Here is an 18,681-nt window from a genome sequence, read left to right as displayed (position 1 = left end):
AACAATCACTCCCTCATTCCTGTGCTCGTCAAAGGAATCCAGCGCGCCCAAGTCCTTGGGCGCAGAAGACCCTGTGACGCAATTCAGGTCATTCACGGCGCAGACGCGCCGTGGCTGGATCCCTGTGACGAGCACAGGGATGAGGGGGTGGGGAGCAGCAGCCGCCATCATCAGAGGCCCGCGATTACTTCTTGACGGACGCGTTCCAGAAGTAGGGCCACGGAGCCGGATCGACGCCTTCGAGTTTGGTCGACTTCGCCGAGACGGCGTTGAAGTCGCCGATCTTCATGTAGGGAAGCTCGTCATACATCGCCTTCTGGACATCGGCCCAGAGCGCGATGCGCTTCTGCGGATCGACTTCCGAGGTGAAGGCATCGACGGTCGTCTTGCGCGCCGGCGTATCCCACCAGCCGGGCGAGCTCGGCGACAGCGAACCGATCAGCGCGGGTTCCGGCAAGAACGGGCTATGGGTGATGTAGATGTCCCAAAGCTTGGAGTCCGTGCGGCGCTGCGTCAGCGTTGCCCAATCGACGACCTGCAGGTCGACGGTGAAGCCGGCAAGCTTCAGATACTCGGCGGCGACCTGCGCCATCTTGTAGTGGAATTCGTACTGGCGGCTGGTGAGGATGCGGATCGGCTCACCATTGTAGCCAGCCTTTTTCGCAGCCGTTGCAGCGCCTTCGGGATCCGCGACGTTATAATTGCCCTCGACGCCGGCATCGGTGTTCCAGGCAAACGGCTTCGGGTAGATATCGCCGTCGAGCGTGTAGAAATCCGTGCTGCCGAAGGCTGCCGCCAGCATGTCTTCCATGCTGAGCGCCTGACGGATCGCCTTGCGGACCTCGACATTCTTGGCAACGCCCTCCTTGGTGTTGAAGACGAAGACCGGATAGCCGAAGGGCTTCAGGATGACCGGCTGCGAGGCGCTCGATGCCTTCAGCTTGTCGAAGGATTCGACCGGGATGGAATCGACATAATCATACTGGCCGGAGACCGCAGCCTCGACGCGGGTATTGGCATCGGGAACCGGCACGAAGCGGATTTCGTCGAGATACTGGTGGCGCGCACCACCATAACCGTCGCTCTCGCCATCGCGCGACTTGTAGCCGTCGAAGCGCACGAGCTGGATATACTGGTCGGCCTTGCGCTCCTTGAGCATGTAGGGGCCGGTACCGATGAATTCCTTCATCGGCTCGTCCTGCTTTTCGGACGGAATGATGATCGCGGCGGAATTGTTGAAGGCGAGCAGCGAGGTCAGCGGCGCATAGGGCTGCTTGAGCACGATCTTCACGGTCGCCGGATCGACGGCAGTGATCGAATCGATGAAGCCGACGACCTGCTTGCCGCGCGAAGCGATCTTCGTCCAGCGATTGAGCGAGGCGACGACGTCGTCGGACGTCATGTCGGTATTGTCGTGGAACTTGATGCCGGTGCGCAGCTTGATCGTGTAGGTCTTACCGTCGGCGCTGATCTCCGGCAGGCTTTCGGCCAGAAGCGGCGTAACGTTCCACTTCTTGTCGAAGGTGTAGAGCGTCTCGAAAATGTGTTGCGTGACGATGCCGACGAGATCGGCGGTGGAGGACATCGGATCAAGCGTCGGCGGTTCGCCGATCGTGGCGACGTTGATGACGCCACCCTTTTCCTGAGCCATCAATGTCGTCGGCAGTGCGACCAGCGCGGTGCCAAGAAGGAATGCGACTAGAGTCTTCATTTGCATGCTCCCGGTGAATTGTTCCACTATTATGTTATGTCAGGCTTAATAATAGAATATCGGCGGAAGTGGTCCTGTCAACCGGTAAAGTGGCTCTATGAGCAGAAATGAAAAGGCATGCGCAGAGACTGCGCACGCCATCGCCTGCGGAAGACCATATGCCTAATGATGGAACGGCGTGTATTCGAGGCGCTGAAGATGATCTGCATCGGCAATGGCCTCGATGCGCGAGATTCGGTCTCCATCGAAGGCGATGAGTGCCGCAATGCGCAGCTCGCCCTGGATATGAACGATGAAGCCAAACCCATCGTCGATGAAGGCACCCTGGGCGCCGCGCGCGCGCCCGTTGAAGGTGGTTGCCACGGCATGCGCGCCGTGTAGCTCACCCGTATCGCCGAGCCGCAAGGCCGCAGCATCCGGCACGAAGGCAACGTCGGGATGCAGAAGCGACAGCAGCGCCTGGAAGTCACCGTTGCGTGATGCCGCCAGGAATGCCGTCACCAGCGTCTTTCGCCGCTCGATATCCGCAGCAGGTATCTCCGGCTTCCCCTGAATCCGCCGCCGCGCCCGGCTCGCAAGCTGCCGCGCCGCCTCGGATGTCCGGCCGATGATTGGCGCGATATCGTCGAAGGGAATGTCGAACATATCGTGCAGCACGAAAGCGACGCGTTCTGCCGGGCCGAGCTGATCGAGGACAACCAGCATGGCAACGCCGACCGAATCGGCAACCAGTGCCTCGCGCTCCGGATCCGCGGATGCCTTGGTGTCTGCTATCGTTTCGTGGACCGGAAGATCGAGCGGCTCTTCACGCCGCGTCTTCTTCGAGCGCAGCATGTCCAGGCAGATGCGGGCAACCACGGTGCGAAGCCAGCCGCCGATATTCGCCACCTCCCCGGCATCCGAGCGGGAAAGCCTCAGCCACGCCTCCTGGACGGCGTCATCCGCCTCGGTGCTCGAGCCGAGCATACGGTAGGCCACTGCCTTCAGATGCGTCCGGTTGGTCTCGAACTGGTCTGCCAGAAATTTCTTCTCGTCCATCTGTCACATCCTCCTCGCGTGTTCCGTCAACACCATGACGAACGGCTGCCGGCCGATGTGACAACGGATGGCAGCGTAATCGTTCAAACCACGAAATCGACAAGGAGACATAACATGCAATCAAGAATGGGAAATCCGGCCGTTGTTCTTCCTGAAGCCATGCAGGCGCTGATGGCGCTGAGCAGCGTCCCGCAAAAAGTCGGGCTGTCGCCGAAGCTGCTGGAACTGGTCAATCTGCGCGCCAGCCAGATCAATGGTTGCGGCGTCTGCGTAGACGGCCATCCGCGCATCGCCCGAAAGCTCGGAGAAACGGACGAGAGGCTCTTCGCCGTCGCGGCCTGGCGCGAAGCGCCGTATTTCTCCCATCAGGAACGCGCAGCTCTGGCACTTACCGAAGCCGTCACACGGCTCAGCGACCGGGCAGACCCTGTGCCGGACGAAATCTGGGACGAGGCCACCCGTCATTTCGACGGCAAGAGCATTGCAGCTCTCGTCATCGCCATTGCCAATATCAATGTCTGGAACCGGCTGAACGTCGCCACCCGGCAGATCGCCGGTGAATGGAAGCCCTGAACGCAAAGGGCCGCTGTTGAGGACAACGGCGGCCCGAAGCCTTGCAAAGCTTAAATTATCCCGCCGCCACCGGCAGCTGAGGCCGGACGCTCGGCCGAGACCTTGTTGCGGTAGCCGCTGGCGCGATAGGTCGCGACCGGATCGATGGCGCCGCCGGCGCGGCGCCGGGCTTCGGCGAGGATCGGCTCGACATCGGCACGGTAGGCGCGCTTCACCGTTTCGGTCGCCATCAGTGCATCGTTTCCATCCTGGTAACCAGCCAGCGCCTTGCGATCGACGAGCAGCGCCTGCGCATAGGCGCGGCGGATTTCGTTGGCGCTGTTGATCAGGCTTTCGATCGGGTCCGTCACGTTATGCGACTGATCGATCATGTGTGCCGGGTTGAAGTCATTGACGCCACGCTGCTCGGCATCGACAAGCTCGTTGAAGACGAGGAACAGGCGGTAAGGCTCGATCGAGCCGGCGTCGAGATCGTCGTCGCCATATTTCGAGTCGTTGAAATGGAAGCCGCCGAGCTTTCCGAACTGCACCAGACGGGCGACGATCATCTCGATATTGGTGTTCGGCGCGTGGTGGCCAAGGTCGACGAGGCACTGTGCCTTGGGGCCGAGCGTCTGGGCTATCAGGTAGTTTGTGCCCCAGTCCTGCACGATGGTCGAATAGAAGGCCGGCTCGTACATCTTGTGCTCGGAGAACAGCTTCCAGTCGTCAGGCAGAGCCTTGTAGATGTCGGCCATGGAGGCGAGATAGCGCTCGAAGGCCCGGGTGAAATTGCTCTGGCCCGGGAAGTTCGAACCGTCGCCGATCCAGACCGTCAGCGCCTTGGAGCCGATCGCCTTGCCGATTTCGATGCATTCGAGATTGTGCTCGACGGCCTGCGCCCGCGTTGCCGCATCGGTGTGGCTCAGCGAGCCATATTTATAGGAATGCTTCTGGCCGGGCGCATCGGAAAAGGTGTTGGAATTCATCGCGTCGAAGCCGAGGCCGAGTGAATCACCCTTTGCCTTCAGCTCCTTGGCATCCATCTTGTCCCACGGAATGTGCAGAGAAACATTGGGCGTCGCCCGCGTCAATTCGTTGATCACGGAGCAATCTTCGAGCTTGTCGAAGATGCCGCGCGGCTCGCCGGTTCCCGGAAAGCGGGCAAAGCGCGTGCCGCCGGTGCCGACGCCCCAGGAAGGGACGGCGACGAAGAATTCCGAAACGCGGCGCGTGACTGTTTCAATGTCGATGCCGCGGCGGGACAGCGTCGCGCCCAGCGCGTCATAGTCTTCCTTGAGCGCCGCTGCACGCTTGTCGTTTTCCTGCGCGATCACATCCTGCGCGATCTTGAACTCGGCCATGATTTCCTCCCGATCTGCATCGCGGCCTGGAGAGGTCCGCGGCTCTATCCCTCATTCCTGTGCTTGTCACAGGAATCCAGCCACGGCGCGTCTGCGCCGTGAATAACTGACCAATCGCTGAAGCCTCTAGTCTCCCGCGCCCAAGGACTTGGGCGCACTGGATTCCTGTGACAAGCACAGGAATGAGGGAGGAGAGCAAGGCCCCCGCATCATTCCGAAACTACGCCCCTCAGCGCGGGAAGCTCTGGGCGTTACCGGCATCGACATTGATGATGTTGCCGGTGGACTTCGCCGAGAGATCCGACGCCAGGAAGTAGATTGCCTCGGCGATATCCTCAGGGAAGACATTGAGCTTCAGCATCGAACGCTTGCGGTAATGTTCCTCGAGATCATCCACCTCGATCTTCGAGGACGCCGCGCGCTGTTCTCGCCATTCGCCGTTCCAGATCTTCGAGCCGCGCAGAACTGCATCCGGGTTGACCGTGTTGACGCGGATACCGGCTTCTGCCCCTTCGAGCGCCAGGCAGCGGGCCAGATGGATTTCGGCAGCCTTGGCGGTGCAATAGGCAGCCGCGTTCGGCGACGACGCCAAACCGTTCTTCGAAGCGACGAAGACCACGTTACCGCCAAGGTTCTGCTTGCGGAACAGCCGGAAGGCTTCGCGCGACACCAGAAAGTAGCCGGTCGCCAGAATGTCGATATTCTTGTTCCACATCGAAAGCTCGGTGCTTTCGATCGGTGCAGACGAAGCGATACCGGCATTCGAAACCAGGATGTCGACACCGCCGAACTCGACGCAGGATTCGGCGAAGGTCGAGATGACGGCATCTTCCTTGGTCACGTCGAGCTTGACGCTGCGAACGGCGTCAGCACCGAACTTGGCCTTGAAATCGGCTTCCGTCGCTTCGAGCGCGGCCTGATCGATATCGGCAAGCACGACGCAGGCGCCCTCGCCCACCAGACGTGCCGCCGTCGCGCGGCCGATACCGCCGGCGCCGCCGGTGACGAAGGCGACCTTGCCGGCTAGGCTCTTCGGCTTCGGCATGCGCTGCAGCTTGGCTTCCTCGAGCAGCCAGTATTCGATGTCGAAGGCTTCCTGTTCCGGAAGCCCCTGATATTCCGAGACCGTCGAGGCGCCACGCATGACGTTGATGGCGTTGACGTAGAACTCGCTGGCGATACGGGCGGTTGCCTTGTCGCGAGCAAAGGACAGCATGCCGACGCCGGGCACCAGGAAGATCACCGGGTTCGCATCGCGCATGGCGGGCGAATTGTCATGCTTGCAGTCATTGTAATAGCGTGCGTAGTCGGCGCGATATGCTTCCAGCGCCGCGTCCAGACCAGCAATGATCGCATCGACATCAGGCTTTGCCGGATCGAAATCGACGATCAGCGGGCGAATCTTGGTGCGCAGGAAATGATCCGGGCAGCTGGTGCCGAGCGCGCCGAGCGGGCGAAGGCTCTTCGAATTGACAAACTCGAGCACGGCATCCTGATCGTCGAAATGGCCGAGCTTGCGCTCCTGCTTGCCGATGCGGCCGCGAATTTCCGGCATCAGGCGCGCTGCAATCGCGCGGCGTTCGGCGACCGGCAGGCTCTGCGCCGCAGCGCCGCTGAAGATCGTCTTTCCCTCGGTCTTTTCGGCAAACCAGACGATCGCCTTGTTGATGATGTCGAGTGTCAGCTCGTAGCAGGCCTTGGCGTCGTTCGCCCAGGTGAAGAGGCCGTGGCTTTCGAGCACGACGCCCTTGGAATTCGGGTTGGCCTTGACGAAGGCTTCGAGATCAAGACCGAGCTGGAAGCCCGGGCGGCGCCAGGGCAGCCAGCCGATATCGGCGCCGAAGATCTGCTGCGTCAATTCCCTGGAATTCTTGGAAGCGGCAATGGCAATGATCGCGTCGGGATGCATGTGGTCGACATGCGTGAACGGCACGAAGCCATGCAGCGGCGTATCGATCGAGGCGGCACGCGAGTTCAGGTTGAAGGTGCAATGCGGCAGGAAGCTGACCATGCGGTCTTCGTCCGCTGTGCCCTTGTAGATGCCCTTCAGCGAATCCAGCTTGTCCTGGTAAAGCGTGGCGAAGCCATCGAGCTTGATGGTTCCGACGTCGCCGCCGGAGCCCTTGACCCAGAGAACCTTGACCTTTTCGCCGTTCAGCGGATCGGTTTCCATCACCTTCGCGGAGGTGTTGCCACCGCCGTAATTGGTGATGCGCTTGTCGGCGCCGAGGAGGTTGGAGCGGTAGAGCAGCTTGCCGGGCTCATCGAGCTTTGCCGCGTAGCTGTCATCCCAACGGTTATCAAGAAGCCGGACGTTGGCCGCCATGTCATCCTCCCATATGAGTTCTTTTGCGCGGAGCAATCCACGCCCTTGTCGTGACCGATATCGCTCATGAAAATGCGCGTTGTCAATCGAAAACGATCAAAAACAATTATTGTGCAGCGCAATATGAAAATTCTTGATCGTTTTTGATTGACAGCTTTTAACCGATACGAAATAAATGTGACACGGAGGAACCAATGCACGAACGCGAACGCCATCGCATCATCATGAGCGCGGTACAGGAAAAGTCGGTCGTCACGATACAGGATATCGCTGAACTGACCGAGGCTTCCGAGGCCACGATCCGTCGTGACATTGCGGCTCTTCACGTACAGGGCAAGATCCGCCGCGTCCGCGGCGGCGCCGAGGCCGTTCATCCGCCGCAGCTCGGCAATCTGGCAGGCCGCCCGTTCCGGGTTTCAGAATCAGTCAATATCGACAAGAAGCGCGCAATCGCCCGCGCCGCCGTCGATCTCTGCGATCCCGGCGATGCCATCATCATCAATGGCGGCACCACGACATTCCAGATGGTCCACTTCATGTCCGGCCACCGGATGCAGGTGATGACCAATTCCTTCGCCATTGCCGAGCATCTGGTGAAGCATTCGAAGAACACCGTCACCGTGCCCGGTGGCGTCATCTATCGCGAGCAGAGCCTCATTCTCTCGCCGTTCGATAATGACGCGATACGCCATTTCTATGCGCGCCGGTTCTTCTTCGGCGCCCAGGGCGTCGGCCCGCACGGCATCATGGAAGCCGATGCGCAGATCATTCAGAGCGAACAGAAGCTGATGCACCAGGCCGACGAGCTCGTCGTCATGGTCGATTCCAGCAAGTTCCGCCGCCGCTCGAGCCTCATTCTGTGCCCGCTCGAGCGCGTTTCGACGATCATTACCGACGATGGAATTCCGGAGGAATCCGTCCGGATGATCGAAGATGCAGGTATCAAGCTCGTTATTGCGAGCGCCGCGGCGCAGGCCGCAAGGGAGGATTCCTCGTCGGTCGCCTGAGGGGCGCCGGCCGGATGTCGTTAGACTTAATCAACGTGGGAGGATGAAAGCATGAAACTCGCAAAGAAACTTGCAATTGGAGTGGCATTTGCCGTCGCCATGATGGCCGGTTCGGCCAGCGCCAAGGACATCAAGATCGGTCTCGTCGTCAAGTCGCTGGGCAACGGCTTCTTCGATGCCGCCAACAAGGGCGCGCAGGAAGCAGCCAAGGAACTCGGCGGCGTAGAAGTGATCTATACCGGCCCGACCTCGACGACGGCTGAAGGCCAGATCGAAGTCATCAACTCGCTGATCGCACAGGGCGTCGATGCCATCGCGATTTCGGCGAACGACCCGGACGCCGTCGTTCCGGCACTCAAGAAGGCTGCTCAGCGCGGCATCAAGGTCATCTCCTGGGATTCGGGTGTTGCGCCTGAAGGCCGCATCCTGCAGCTCAACCCGTCCTCCAACGAGCTGATCGGCAAGATGTGCCTGACGCTCGTCAAGGATCACCTCGAAGGCGGCAAGGGCGACTTCGCCATCCTGTCGGCAACGACGACCTCGACGAACCAGAACATCTGGATCGACCAGATGAAGAAGCAGCTCAAGGACTTCGCCGGCCTGAACCTCGTCACCACCGTTTACGGCGACGACCTCTCGGACAAGTCCTACCGCGAAGCTGAAGGCCTTCTGAAGTCCAACCCGAACGTCAAGGTCATCGTCGCTCCGACGACGGTTGGTGTTCTGGCCGCTTCGAAGGTTGTCGAAGACAAGGGTCTGGTCGGCAAGGTCTACGTAACCGGTCTCGGCCTGCCTTCCGAAATGGCCGGCGCGATCAAGTCGGGTGCGACGAAGGAATTCGCCATCTGGAACCCGATCGACCTCGGCTACTCGGCAACGCAGATCGCCTATCACCTCGTCAAGGGTGATGCCGATGGCAAGCCGGGCACGGAAATCGAAGCCGGCCGCATGGGCAAGATCAAGATCGACGACAAGGGCGAAGCCGCCATGTCCGATCCGTTCGTCTACAACGCTTCGAACATCGACCAGTTCTCCAAGGTCTTCTGATCTTCGAAACACGCATGAACACCCGGCGGCTTCGTGCCGCCGGGCTTCTCTTTCTTCATGGTTTTGCTGATGACCACTGCCCTTCAAGAACCCGTCGCGGCTGCCGAGCCCAAGGACGCGCCCGCCATTCTGGAAATGCGCGGCATCTCGCAGATCTTTCCGGGTGTCAAAGCGCTCGATAACGTCAGCATCGCGCTCTATCCCGGCAAGGTCACAGCCCTGATCGGCGAAAACGGCGCGGGCAAGTCGACGCTGGTCAAGATCCTCACCGGCATCTACCGTCCCAACGAGGGCGAAATCATCGTCGATGGGCAGGCCGTCAGCTTTACGAGCGCGCAGGCCGCGATCGACGCGGGCGTCACCGCCATTCATCAGGAGACTGTGCTCTTCGACGAGCTGACGGTCGCCGAAAACATTTTTCTCGGCCATGCGCCGAAGACCCGCTTCCGCACCATCGACTGGAAGGCGATGAACGAGCGCTCGCGCGAGCTGCTCATTTCGCTGGAAAGCAATATCGATCCGACGATCCGCCTGAAGGACCTCTCGATCGCGCAGCGCCATCTCGTGGCGATCGCCCGCGCATTGTCGATCGAGGCCCGCATCGTCATCATGGACGAGCCGACGGCCGCGCTTTCCCGCAAGGAAATCGACGACCTCTTCCGTATCGTCCAGGGCCTGAAGGCCAAGGGCAAGGCGATCCTCTTCATCAGCCACAAGTTCGACGAGGTCTATGAGATCGCCGACAATTTCGTGGTCTTCCGCGACGGCAAGGCCGTCGGCGCCGGGCGCCTGAAGGAAACGCCGCAGGATGCGATCGTCAAGCTGATGGTCGGCCGCGATGTCGAGAACGCCTTTCCGAAGATCGACGTGGCGATCGGCGCTCCGGTTCTCGCTGTGGAGAGATACTGTCACCGCACGGAATTCCGCGATATCACCTTCACGCTCCGCAAAGGCGAAATCCTAGGGATCTACGGCCTGATCGGCGCCGGGCGCTCCGAACTCTGCCAGTCCCTCTTCGGCATCACCAAGCCTCTGTCGGGCAAGCTGACGCTGGAGGGGCAGGAGATTTCGATCAGCTCGCCGCTCGATGCGATCCGCGCCGGTATCGTCTACGTGCCGGAGGAGCGCGGCCGCCATGGCCTGGCCCTGCCGATGCCGATCTACCAGAACATGACGCTGCCATCGTTGACGCGCACCTCGCGCAAGGGCTTCCTGAAGGCCGCCAACGAATTCGCGCTCGCCCGCAAATATGCCGAGCGGCTGGATCTGCGCGCCGCGGCGCTCTCCGTTCCCGTCGGCACGCTGTCGGGCGGCAATCAGCAGAAGGTCGTCATCGGCAAGTGGCTCGCCACCATGCCGAAGGTCATCATCCTCGACGAGCCGACCAAGGGCATCGACATCGGCTCCAAGGCCGCCGTCCACGGCTTCATCAGCGAGCTCGCCGCCGAGGGCCTGTCGATCATCATGATCTCGTCCGAACTGCCTGAAATCATCGGCATGTCAGACCGCGTGCTGGTCATGAAGGAAGGCCTTTCGGCCGGCCTCTACGACCGCGACAAGCTTTCGCCAGAGGCGCTGGTGCGCGCGGCGACCGGAAATGCGTGAGGGAAAAGCATGGCAAGACTGATCAGAAAACGGGAAACCCTGCTCTTCCTTATCATCGTCGTGATGATCGGCGTCTTCTCGACGCGCGCCGCCGATTTCGCAGCGCCCGACAATCTCGCCGGTATCTTCAACGACACCTCGATCCTCATCATCCTGGCGCTGGCGCAGATGACGGTGATCCTGACGAAGTCGATCGACCTGTCGGTCGCCGCCAATCTGGCCTTCACCGGCATGGCGATTGCGATGATGAATGCCGCCTATCCCGATCTGCCGCTGGCCGTGCTGATCATTGCCGCGATCGCCATCGGCGCCTGCCTTGGCGCCATCAACGGTTTCCTGGTCTGGGCGCTGGAGATACCGCCGATCGTCGTGACCTTGGGCACGCTCACCATCTATCGCGGCATGGCCTTCGTGCTCTCGGGCGGCGCCTGGGTGAATGCGCACCAGATGACGCCGACCTTCCTCTCCGTTCCGCGCACGCCGATCCTCGGGCTTCCGGTTCTCGGCTGGGTCGGGATCGTCATCGTGCTGATCATGTATGTCGTCCTGAAATACACCCAGTTCGGCCGCTCCGCGTATGCGACCGGCGGCAATCCGACGGCGGCCGTCTATGCCGGTATCGATACCGGCTGGACCAAGTTCCTAGCTTTCGTGCTGTCCGGCGCTCTGGCCGGTCTTGCCAGCTATCTCTGGGTGTCGCGTTATGCTGTCGCCTATGTCGATATCGCCAACGGCTTCGAGCTCGACAGCGTCGCGGCCTGCGTTATCGGTGGCATCTCGATTGCCGGCGGCGTCGGATCGGTGGTCGGCACGGTGCTTGGCGCGCTTTTCCTCGGCGTCATCAAGAACGCCCTGCCCGTCATCGGCATCTCGCCCTTCACGCAGATGGCGATCTCAGGGACCGTCATCATCCTCGCCGTAGTCTTCAACGCCAGACGCGAGCGCAACCGCGGCCGCATCATCCTGCGTGACAAGGCCGCAGCCGAAACGCCAATCGAGGTGGCAGCATGAGCACCGTTTCCGCCGCACCTGAAAAACGCGTCATTCCCGACCGTCTGGGCACGCCGTTCCGCCGCATCATGTCGAGCTGGGAAGTGCTGCTGTTCGGCGTCGCGGTGCTGATCTTCATCTTCAATTCCGTGGCTTCGCCCTATTTCCTCGATGCCTGGAACCTCTCGGACGCCACCTTCAACTTCACCGAAAAGGCGATGATTGCCTTTGCCATGGCGCTGCTGGTCATCGCCGGCGAAATCGATCTGTCGGTGGCTGCCATCATCGCGCTTGCCTCGACGGCCATGGGCGCGGCAGCCCAGGCAGGCGTCGGTACACCCGGTCTCGTTGCCATCGGCATCGGCACTGGCCTCGCCTGCGGCCTCTTCAACGGCTTCCTCGTCTCGGCGCTGAAACTGCCGTCGATCGTCGTCACGATCGGCACGATGAGCCTCTTCCGCGGCATTTCCTATATCGTGCTCGGCGACCAGGCCTATGGCAAATACCCGGCCGATTTCGCCTATTTTGGCCAGGGCTATGTCTTCTGGGTCTTCTCCTTCGAATTCGTGCTCTTCATCGTGTTGGCCATCCTCTTTGCCATCCTGCTGCACGCCACGAATTTCGGCCGTCAGGTCTATACGATCGGCAACAATGATTTCGCCGCCCGCTTCTCCGGCATTCCGGTCGAGCGCGTCAAATTCATCCTCTTCATGCTGACCGGCGTGATGAGCGGCATTGCCGCCGTCTGCCTGACCTCGCGCTTGGGATCCACGCGTCCCTCGATCGCGCAGGGCTGGGAGCTCGAAGTGGTGACCATGGTGGTGCTCGGCGGCGTGTCGATCCTCGGCGGCTCCGGCACGATCGGCGGCGTCGTCATCGCCGCCTTCGTCATGGGGCTCGTGACTTTCGGCCTCGGCCTTCTCAATGTACCCGGCATCGTCATGTCGATCTTCATCGGCCTGCTGCTGATCATCACCATCGCCATCCCGATCGTCGCCCGCCGCATCAAAGCCATGAGCTCGAAATGACCCTCGAAAAGCACGCCTTCAAGATGAAGCTCAATCCGGGCATGGAAGCCGAATACCGCAAGCGTCACGACGAGATCTGGCCGGAACTCGTTGATCTCCTGCGCAAATCCGGTGCCAGCGACTACTCGATCCATCTCGACCGCGAGACGAACATGCTGTTCGGAGTGCTGACGCGGCCAACCGATCACACGATGGCGAGCCTTCCCGAACATCCCGTCATGAAAAAGTGGTGGGCGCATATGGGCGATATCATGGAAACCAATCCTGACAATTCCCCCGTCCAGAGCGACCTCGTCACCGTCTTCCATATGCCATGACCGACTACAGCCGCATCGCCGTTCTCGATATCGGCAAGACCAACGCCAAGGTCGTGGTTCTCGACGCGGCGACCGGCGAGGAAATCGCCGTCGCCAGGATGGCGAATACGGTCCTGAAGGACGGCCTCTATCCGCATTATGACATCGAGGCGCTCTGGTCCTTTATGCTCGATGCCTTCCAGCGCTTCGCCAAGGCGCCAGGGTTCGACGCGATCTCGATCACCACGCACGGCGCTTCTGCTGCTCTGCTCGACGCCAACGGCAAGCTGGCCATGCCTGTGCTGGATTACGAGCACGAGTACCCGCAGCCGATCCGCGACGCCTACACGGCGCTCCGCCCGCCCTTCAGCGAGACCTACTCGCCGCGCCAGACCATGGGACTGAATATCGGTGCCCAGCTGCATTACCAGCAGACAGCCTTCCCTGACGAGTTCGCCAAGGCCGCTGCGATCGTCACCTATCCGCAATATTGGGCCGCGCGGCTGACCGGTGTTGCCGCCAACGAGGCGACATCGCTCGGCTGCCACACCGACCTCTGGAACCCTGAGAACGGTGAATACTCCTCTCTGGTCGATACGCTCGGTATCCGCAGCCTCATGGCGCCGATCCGCTCCGCCTTCGACGCACTCGGCCCGGTCCGGCGGGAGATAGCCGCGGAGATCGGCGCCTCCGTGCCCGTCTATTGTGGCATTCACGATTCCAATGCATCCCTGTTGCCGCATCTGGTTTCGCGGGAATCCCCCTTCGCCGTCGTCTCGACCGGCACCTGGGTGATCCATTTCGGCGTCGGCGGCGATCTCGAACATCTTGATCCCCGGCGCGATGCGCTCGCCAATGTCGATGCCTATGGCCGCGCCGTGCCCTCCTCGCGTTTCATGGGCGGCCGGGAATTCGAAATCCTCTCCGCCGAGATCGGTACTGTGCCTGCGAACGAGGCGCTTGCCGCGCTGCCCGCCGTGATCGCCCGCAAGATCACGCTGTTGCCGAATGTCGCACCGGGCTCCGGCCCTTTCCCTGGACGCGAAAAGCAATGGCTGAACGCCGGCGATGCCAGCACGGCCGAACGCTATACTGCTGCCTGCCTCTATCTGGCGCTGATGAGCGAGGCGTGCCTCGGCCTGATCGGCGCCAAGGGGCCAGTGATCGTCGAAGGACCGTTTGCCGCAAACAGCACATATCTTATCCTTCTCGCAGCGCTGACGCAGCGGACAGTGATCGCTCTTCCCGGCTCGACCGGTACCAGCCAGGGCGCCTCGCTTCTCACCGGCGTCAAGCCGGCAGCAACACAGGAAACACGCTTCGAGCCCTTTGCTGTCGACGGTTTGGAGGCCTATCGCGCCGCCTGGTATGCGCTGACGGAATAACAGTCTTTCCAAGCTCGCCCTTTACCCCATCTAACCCGAGCGGCTAGTTTGCGCGCACACATCAGGTGGAGGATAAACCGTGACAGATTCGACCTTCGATCCGCGCGCCCTCGCGGCCAAGCTTGCGGGCCTTCGCCACGCGGGCAAGCAGGCTTCCACCGCGGAATTCCCGCTGCCCGGCGACCACCGCCAGGCCATGGACGCGCAGAACTTCCTCTCGGCTGAAGAAGCCATTCGCAGCAACGCCTGGAAGGTCTCGATGCCGGCGGACAATCAGCCGGTCACTGCCCCGCTGCATCCCTATTTCGAAGCCGTCTCCGGCGCGAAGCTGCCCTGGGTCGCCGGCACGAAGTTCGAAGCGGAGATCGCCGTGCGCCTCGGCAAGGATCTGCCGATCCGCTCCAGCGGCAAGTACACGCGCGCCGAAGTCGCCGATGCCATTGCGGACGCCTATCTCGGTGTCGAGATGTCCTGGACGGCCGTTGCCGAAGGCAGCAAGATTTCCCCGCTACTGTTCCTCGCCGACCGCCTTGCCAATCTCGGCTACGTGCTCGGCCCGGTGATGCCGCGATCGATCCTCGACACCTGCACCGGCACACCGCTCAAGGTGATGCTCAACGGCCAGCCGATCTACGACGCGACGGCCAAGCATGTGAAGGTCGATGTTCTCACCTGGCTGGTCGATTATGCCAATGACGCGTTCCGTCCGGACAGCTCGCTGCGCGCAGGCGCAGTGATCACCACGGGCTCGCTCTGCGGCGCGATCGAAATCGCAACCGCCGGCGAACTCGATGTGACCCTCGGCGATGCCAGTATGCAGCTGACGCTGGTGCGGTAATCACTCCCTGTTGCGAAACATCTCGATGATGGCGGAAAAGTCCTTTCCGCCATTGCCGAGCTTTTCGAACAGCGCGTAGAGCTGTGCAGCTTCGGCACCCAGCGGTGTCGCGGCGCCGCTGGCGAGCGCTGCCTCCTGCGACAGCCGCAGGTCTTTCAACATCAATGCCGCCGCAAAGCCTGGCTTGTAACCGTTGTTGGCAGGCGACGCCGGCACAGGCCCTGGAACCGGGCAATAGCTATTGATCGACCAGCACTGGCCGGATGACGTCGAGGCGACGTCGAACAGCGCCTGATGCTCGAGACCGAGTTTTTCCGCAAGCACGAAGGCCTCGCAGACACCGATCATCGAAATGCCCAGGATCATGTTGTTGCAGATCTTGGCAGCCTGACCGGCACCTGCCTCGCCGCAATGGACGATCTTCTTGCCCATCGCCTCGAGGATCGGCTTTGCCTTCACAAAGCTCTCGTCCGATCCGCCCGCCATGAAGGTCAGCGTTCCCGCCGTCGCCCCTCCGGTTCCACCAGAGACCGGTGCGTCGAGCGAGAGGCAGCCGGCGCCACGCGCCAGCTCATGCGCCTTGCGCGAACTCTCGACATCGATGGTCGAGCAGTCGATGACGAGCGAGCCCTTTTCAGCCGATTGCAGGATATCGGCCCACGCCGTCAGGACATGCTTGCCCTGCGGCAGCATGGTGAGGATAATCTCGGCACCCTTGACCGCCTGGCTCGCGTGGCTGGCAGGTTTTATGCCACCTTCCTCCGCGGCCTTCAACACCGTCGAAGCGAGATCGAAGCCGCTCACCTCATGACCCGCCTTCACCAGATTGGCGGCCATCGGACCACCCATGTTGCCGAGGCCGATAAACGCGATCCGTGCCATTGACGTCTCCTATCTGTTGTCTTCGAGGATCATGCTGGCTGCCTTCTCGGCAATCATGATGACAGGCGAATTGGTGTTGCCCGAGGTGATCGACGGCATGACCGAGGCATCGGCGATCCGGAGCCTGGCGAGCGCCCTGAATCGCAGCCGCGGATCGACGACACTGTCGCGGTCACCGCCCATCCGGCAGGTGCCGACGGGATGGAAGATCGTCGTGCCGATATCGCCTGCGGCCTGCGCGAGCTCCTCATCATTTCGATAGGCAGGACCGGGCTTGAACTCCTCGGGATTGAAACGGGCGAAGGACGGCTGGGCGACGATCCGCCGTGTCAGCTTTATCGATCTGACAGCTATGTCGCGATCGCGTTCCGTCGAGAGGTATCTTGGCGCAATGATGGGCTGCGCGGCAAAATCCGGGCTCGAGACATGCACCGAACCACGGCTCTCGGGCCTCAGATTGCAGACGCTGGCCGTGATCGCCGGAAAGGCATGCACGGGGTCGCCGAACTTGTCGAGCGATACCGGCTGGACGTGATATTGCAGATCGGGCGTTTCCTTGTCCGGCCCCGAGCGGGTGAAGATGCCGAGCTGGCTCGGCGCCATCGCCATCGGTCCCGAGCGGCGCAGCAGATATTCCAGCCCGATCGCCGCCTTGCCGATCAGCTTCGTCGCCTTCTCGTTCAGCGTCGGAACACCGGTCACCTTGTAGGCGAGGCGCAGCTGCAGATGGTCCTGCAGGTTCTCGCCGACGCCCCTGACCTCGCTGACCACATCGATCCCGGCATTCTGCAGCACGTCTCCGCGGCCGATCCCCGAGAGCTCCAGAATATGCGGCGAGCCGATCGAACCGGCCGAAAGGATCGTTTCCTTCGAGGCATAGGCGCGTTTCGCCATGCCGCCATGCTGGAATTCGACGCCGGTGACAGCGCCCTCCTCGATCAGCAACCGTCGCACCTGCGCCTTGGTCAGAACCTTGAGATTGCCGCGCTTCATTGCCGGGCGGAGAAAAGCTTTGGTGGCATTCCAGCGAATGCCGGATCGCTGGTTCACGTCGAAATAGCCGGAGCCTTCATTGGTGCCGCGGTTGAAATCCTCGGTGACGGGGATGCCCGCTTCCTTGGCTGCCTGCTGGAAGGCGTCGAGCACCGCCCATTTGACGCGCGCCTTCTCCACCCGCCACTCGCCGCCGGCGCCATGCATCTCGTCCGTGCCGCGATAGTGATCTTCCGACTTGCGGAAGAACGGCAGAATGTCGTCCCAGCTCCAGCCGGTGCAGCCCATCTGCCGCCAGAGATCGTAGTCGCGGGCCTGGCCGCGCATATAGATCATGCCATTGATCGACGAGCAGCCGCCGAGCACTTTTCCGCGCGGGTAATTCAACGCACGGCCGTTCAGGCCATCCTCCGGCGCCGTCGTGAAGCACCAGTCGGTGCGCGGGTTGTTGATGCAGTAGAGATAACCGACAGGAATGTGGATCCAGTGGTAGTTGTCGTTGCCACCGGCTTCCAGCAGAAGCACCCGGTTGTTGCGGTCTTCGGACAGCCTGTTGGCCAGCACGCAGCCTGCGCTGCCTGCGCCGATGATGATATAGTCGTAGCGATCCATCTTCAGCACCAGCCGCTCAACGGCGATAGACAAAGCCCAACATGCGGCCGATCCGCGACGCATAGAACTCGCCGACGATACCACGGCGGAAGATCAGGACGCAGACCATGAAAACGATGCCTGTGATGATCGTCACCGGAAATTCCGAGGTCGCCAGATAGTTCTGCAGGGTGACGACAAGCCCGGCGCCGAAGATTGGCCCGATCAGCGTACCGATACCGCCGAGCAGCGTCATCAGGATCACCTCGCCCGACATCTGCCAGGCAACATCGGTCAGCGTCGCGAACTGGAAAACCAGCGATTTGACGGCGCCCGCGAGCCCGGCCAGCGCTGCCGACATCACAAAGGCGCCGAGCTTGTATCGGGCAACGGAATAGCCGAGCGAGATCGCCCGCTGCTCGTTTTCGCGGATCGACTTCAGGATCATGCCGAAAGGCGAATTGATGAAGCGCCATATCAGCAGCATGCCGATCAGGAACACCGCCAGCACGAAGAAATACATGTTGGTGGAATCGTTCAGATCGATGAAGCCGAAGAGATGGCCGCGCGGAACCGACTGGATACCGTCCTCGCCCTCGGTGAACTTTGCCTGCAGGCAGAAGAAGAAGAACATCTGCGACAGCGCCAGCGTCACCATCGCGAAATAGATCCCCTGCCGCCGGATCGCCAGATAGCCCATCACCAGCCCGAGAAGCGCTGCGCCGGCGACACCGGTGAGGATGCCGAGTTCGGGTGGGAAGCCCCAGGACTTCACGGTATAGGCGGTGAAATAGGCGGCGCCACCGAAGAAGGTCGCATGGCCGAATGACAGCAGCCCGGTATAGCCGAGCAGCAGATTGAAGGCGCAGGCAAAGAGCGCGAAGCAGAGCAGCTTCATCAGGAAGATCGGGTAGAAGAAGAACGGCGCGAGCACCAGCAGCAGCAGGCCGATGACGAGAAATGCCGCCTGGACCGACAGCGCGGTACGGCTCTTTTCCGGGCGGATGGTTTCGGTGATCTCTGTCATG

General features: G+C 61.5%; 16 protein-coding genes. 9 read left to right on the top strand and 7 right to left on the bottom strand.

The annotated features are described in order from the left end of the window. Positions 1-184: 184 nt before the first annotated feature. Entirely contained in the window at positions 185-1,711 is a 1,527-nt protein-coding gene (locus AC1DJO_RS06670; protein WP_112388435.1) for an ABC transporter substrate-binding protein, read from the bottom strand. 162 nt (positions 1,712-1,873) lie between these two features. Further along, positions 1,874-2,749 (bottom strand): sigma-70 family RNA polymerase sigma factor, encoded by an 876-nt coding sequence (locus tag AC1DJO_RS06665; protein WP_112388436.1) that lies wholly within the window; start codon positions 2,747-2,749, stop codon positions 1,874-1,876. A gap of 114 nt (positions 2,750-2,863) precedes the next feature. On the opposite strand from AC1DJO_RS06665, the gene AC1DJO_RS06660 reads away from it, so the two are divergent. Next, on the top strand, positions 2,864-3,322 hold the full coding sequence (locus tag AC1DJO_RS06660; RefSeq protein WP_112388437.1) for a carboxymuconolactone decarboxylase family protein: 459 nt from the start codon (positions 2,864-2,866) through the stop codon (positions 3,320-3,322). A 50-nt stretch (positions 3,323-3,372) separates the two neighbouring features. Here the strand turns inward: AC1DJO_RS06660 and rhaI are convergent, their stop codons facing one another. Together rhaI and AC1DJO_RS06650 are read right to left on the bottom strand one after the other, a co-directional pair. Continuing rightward, positions 3,373-4,665 (bottom strand): L-rhamnose catabolism isomerase, encoded by a 1,293-nt coding sequence (rhaI, locus tag AC1DJO_RS06655; protein WP_477969534.1) that lies wholly within the window; start codon positions 4,663-4,665, stop codon positions 3,373-3,375. Positions 4,666-4,894: 229 nt separating this feature from the next. Further along, positions 4,895-6,991: a bifunctional rhamnulose-1-phosphate aldolase/short-chain dehydrogenase gene (locus tag AC1DJO_RS06650; protein WP_112388439.1), complete on the bottom strand. Its 2,097-nt coding sequence runs from the start codon at positions 6,989-6,991 to the stop codon at positions 4,895-4,897. 194 nt (positions 6,992-7,185) lie between these two features. Here AC1DJO_RS06650 and AC1DJO_RS06645 point away from each other — a divergent pair, with 194 nt between their 5' ends. The 8 genes from AC1DJO_RS06645 (at position 7,186) to AC1DJO_RS06610 (ending at position 15,187) form a co-directional block, all read left to right on the top strand. Beyond that, complete coding sequence (locus AC1DJO_RS06645; RefSeq protein ID WP_112388440.1) at positions 7,186-7,998, top strand: DeoR/GlpR family DNA-binding transcription regulator; 813 nt, start codon at positions 7,186-7,188, stop codon at positions 7,996-7,998. Positions 7,999-8,049: 51 nt separating this feature from the next. Continuing rightward, the gene (gene rhaS, locus AC1DJO_RS06640; RefSeq protein WP_112388441.1) at positions 8,050-9,045 is read left to right on the top strand and encodes a rhamnose ABC transporter substrate-binding protein; all 996 of its coding nucleotides are present in this window, start codon (positions 8,050-8,052) and stop codon (positions 9,043-9,045) included. A gap of 69 nt (positions 9,046-9,114) precedes the next feature. After that, positions 9,115-10,650 (top strand): sugar ABC transporter ATP-binding protein, encoded by a 1,536-nt coding sequence (locus AC1DJO_RS06635; protein ID WP_112389002.1) that lies wholly within the window; start codon positions 9,115-9,117, stop codon positions 10,648-10,650. A 9-nt stretch (positions 10,651-10,659) separates the two neighbouring features. Then, entirely contained in the window at positions 10,660-11,661 is a 1,002-nt protein-coding gene (locus tag AC1DJO_RS06630) for an ABC transporter permease (RefSeq protein ID WP_477969532.1), read from the top strand. Continuing rightward, a complete protein-coding gene (locus AC1DJO_RS06625; RefSeq protein ID WP_112514785.1) occupies positions 11,658-12,668 on the top strand; it encodes an ABC transporter permease in 1,011 nt (336 codons plus the stop codon). Before AC1DJO_RS06630 ends, AC1DJO_RS06625 begins: the two co-directional genes overlap by 4 nt. After that, positions 12,665-12,985 (top strand): L-rhamnose mutarotase, encoded by a 321-nt coding sequence (rhaM, locus tag AC1DJO_RS06620; protein ID WP_477943220.1) that lies wholly within the window; start codon positions 12,665-12,667, stop codon positions 12,983-12,985. The genes AC1DJO_RS06625 and rhaM overlap by 4 nt, the downstream gene beginning before the upstream one ends. Continuing rightward, the gene (locus tag AC1DJO_RS06615; RefSeq protein ID WP_477969530.1) at positions 12,982-14,349 is read left to right on the top strand and encodes an FGGY-family carbohydrate kinase; all 1,368 of its coding nucleotides are present in this window, start codon (positions 12,982-12,984) and stop codon (positions 14,347-14,349) included. The genes rhaM and AC1DJO_RS06615 overlap by 4 nt, the downstream gene beginning before the upstream one ends. A 79-nt stretch (positions 14,350-14,428) precedes the next feature. Further along, on the top strand, positions 14,429-15,187 hold the full coding sequence (locus AC1DJO_RS06610; protein ID WP_477969528.1) for a fumarylacetoacetate hydrolase family protein: 759 nt from the start codon (positions 14,429-14,431) through the stop codon (positions 15,185-15,187). Here the strand turns inward: AC1DJO_RS06610 and mmsB are convergent, their stop codons facing one another. The 3 genes from mmsB to AC1DJO_RS06595 are packed head-to-tail and all read right to left on the bottom strand — an operon-like array spanning position 15,188 to position 18,680. Continuing rightward, positions 15,188-16,069, bottom strand: a complete 882-nt coding sequence (gene mmsB / locus AC1DJO_RS06605) for a 3-hydroxyisobutyrate dehydrogenase (protein WP_477969526.1) — start codon at positions 16,067-16,069, stop codon at positions 15,188-15,190. A gap of 9 nt (positions 16,070-16,078) precedes the next feature. Then, entirely contained in the window at positions 16,079-17,674 is a 1,596-nt protein-coding gene (locus tag AC1DJO_RS06600) for a GMC family oxidoreductase (protein WP_112389003.1), read from the bottom strand. A gap of 16 nt (positions 17,675-17,690) precedes the next feature. Next, complete coding sequence (locus AC1DJO_RS06595) at positions 17,691-18,680, bottom strand: branched-chain amino acid ABC transporter permease (RefSeq protein ID WP_112538218.1); 990 nt, start codon at positions 18,678-18,680, stop codon at positions 17,691-17,693. Position 18,681: the final 1 nt, after the last annotated feature.

It is taken from the genome of Rhizobium sp. 05N430 (assembly GCF_056396985.1).
Note: the sequence above shows the minus strand (reverse complement) of the source record. Positions and strands in the feature narration are given on the sequence as shown.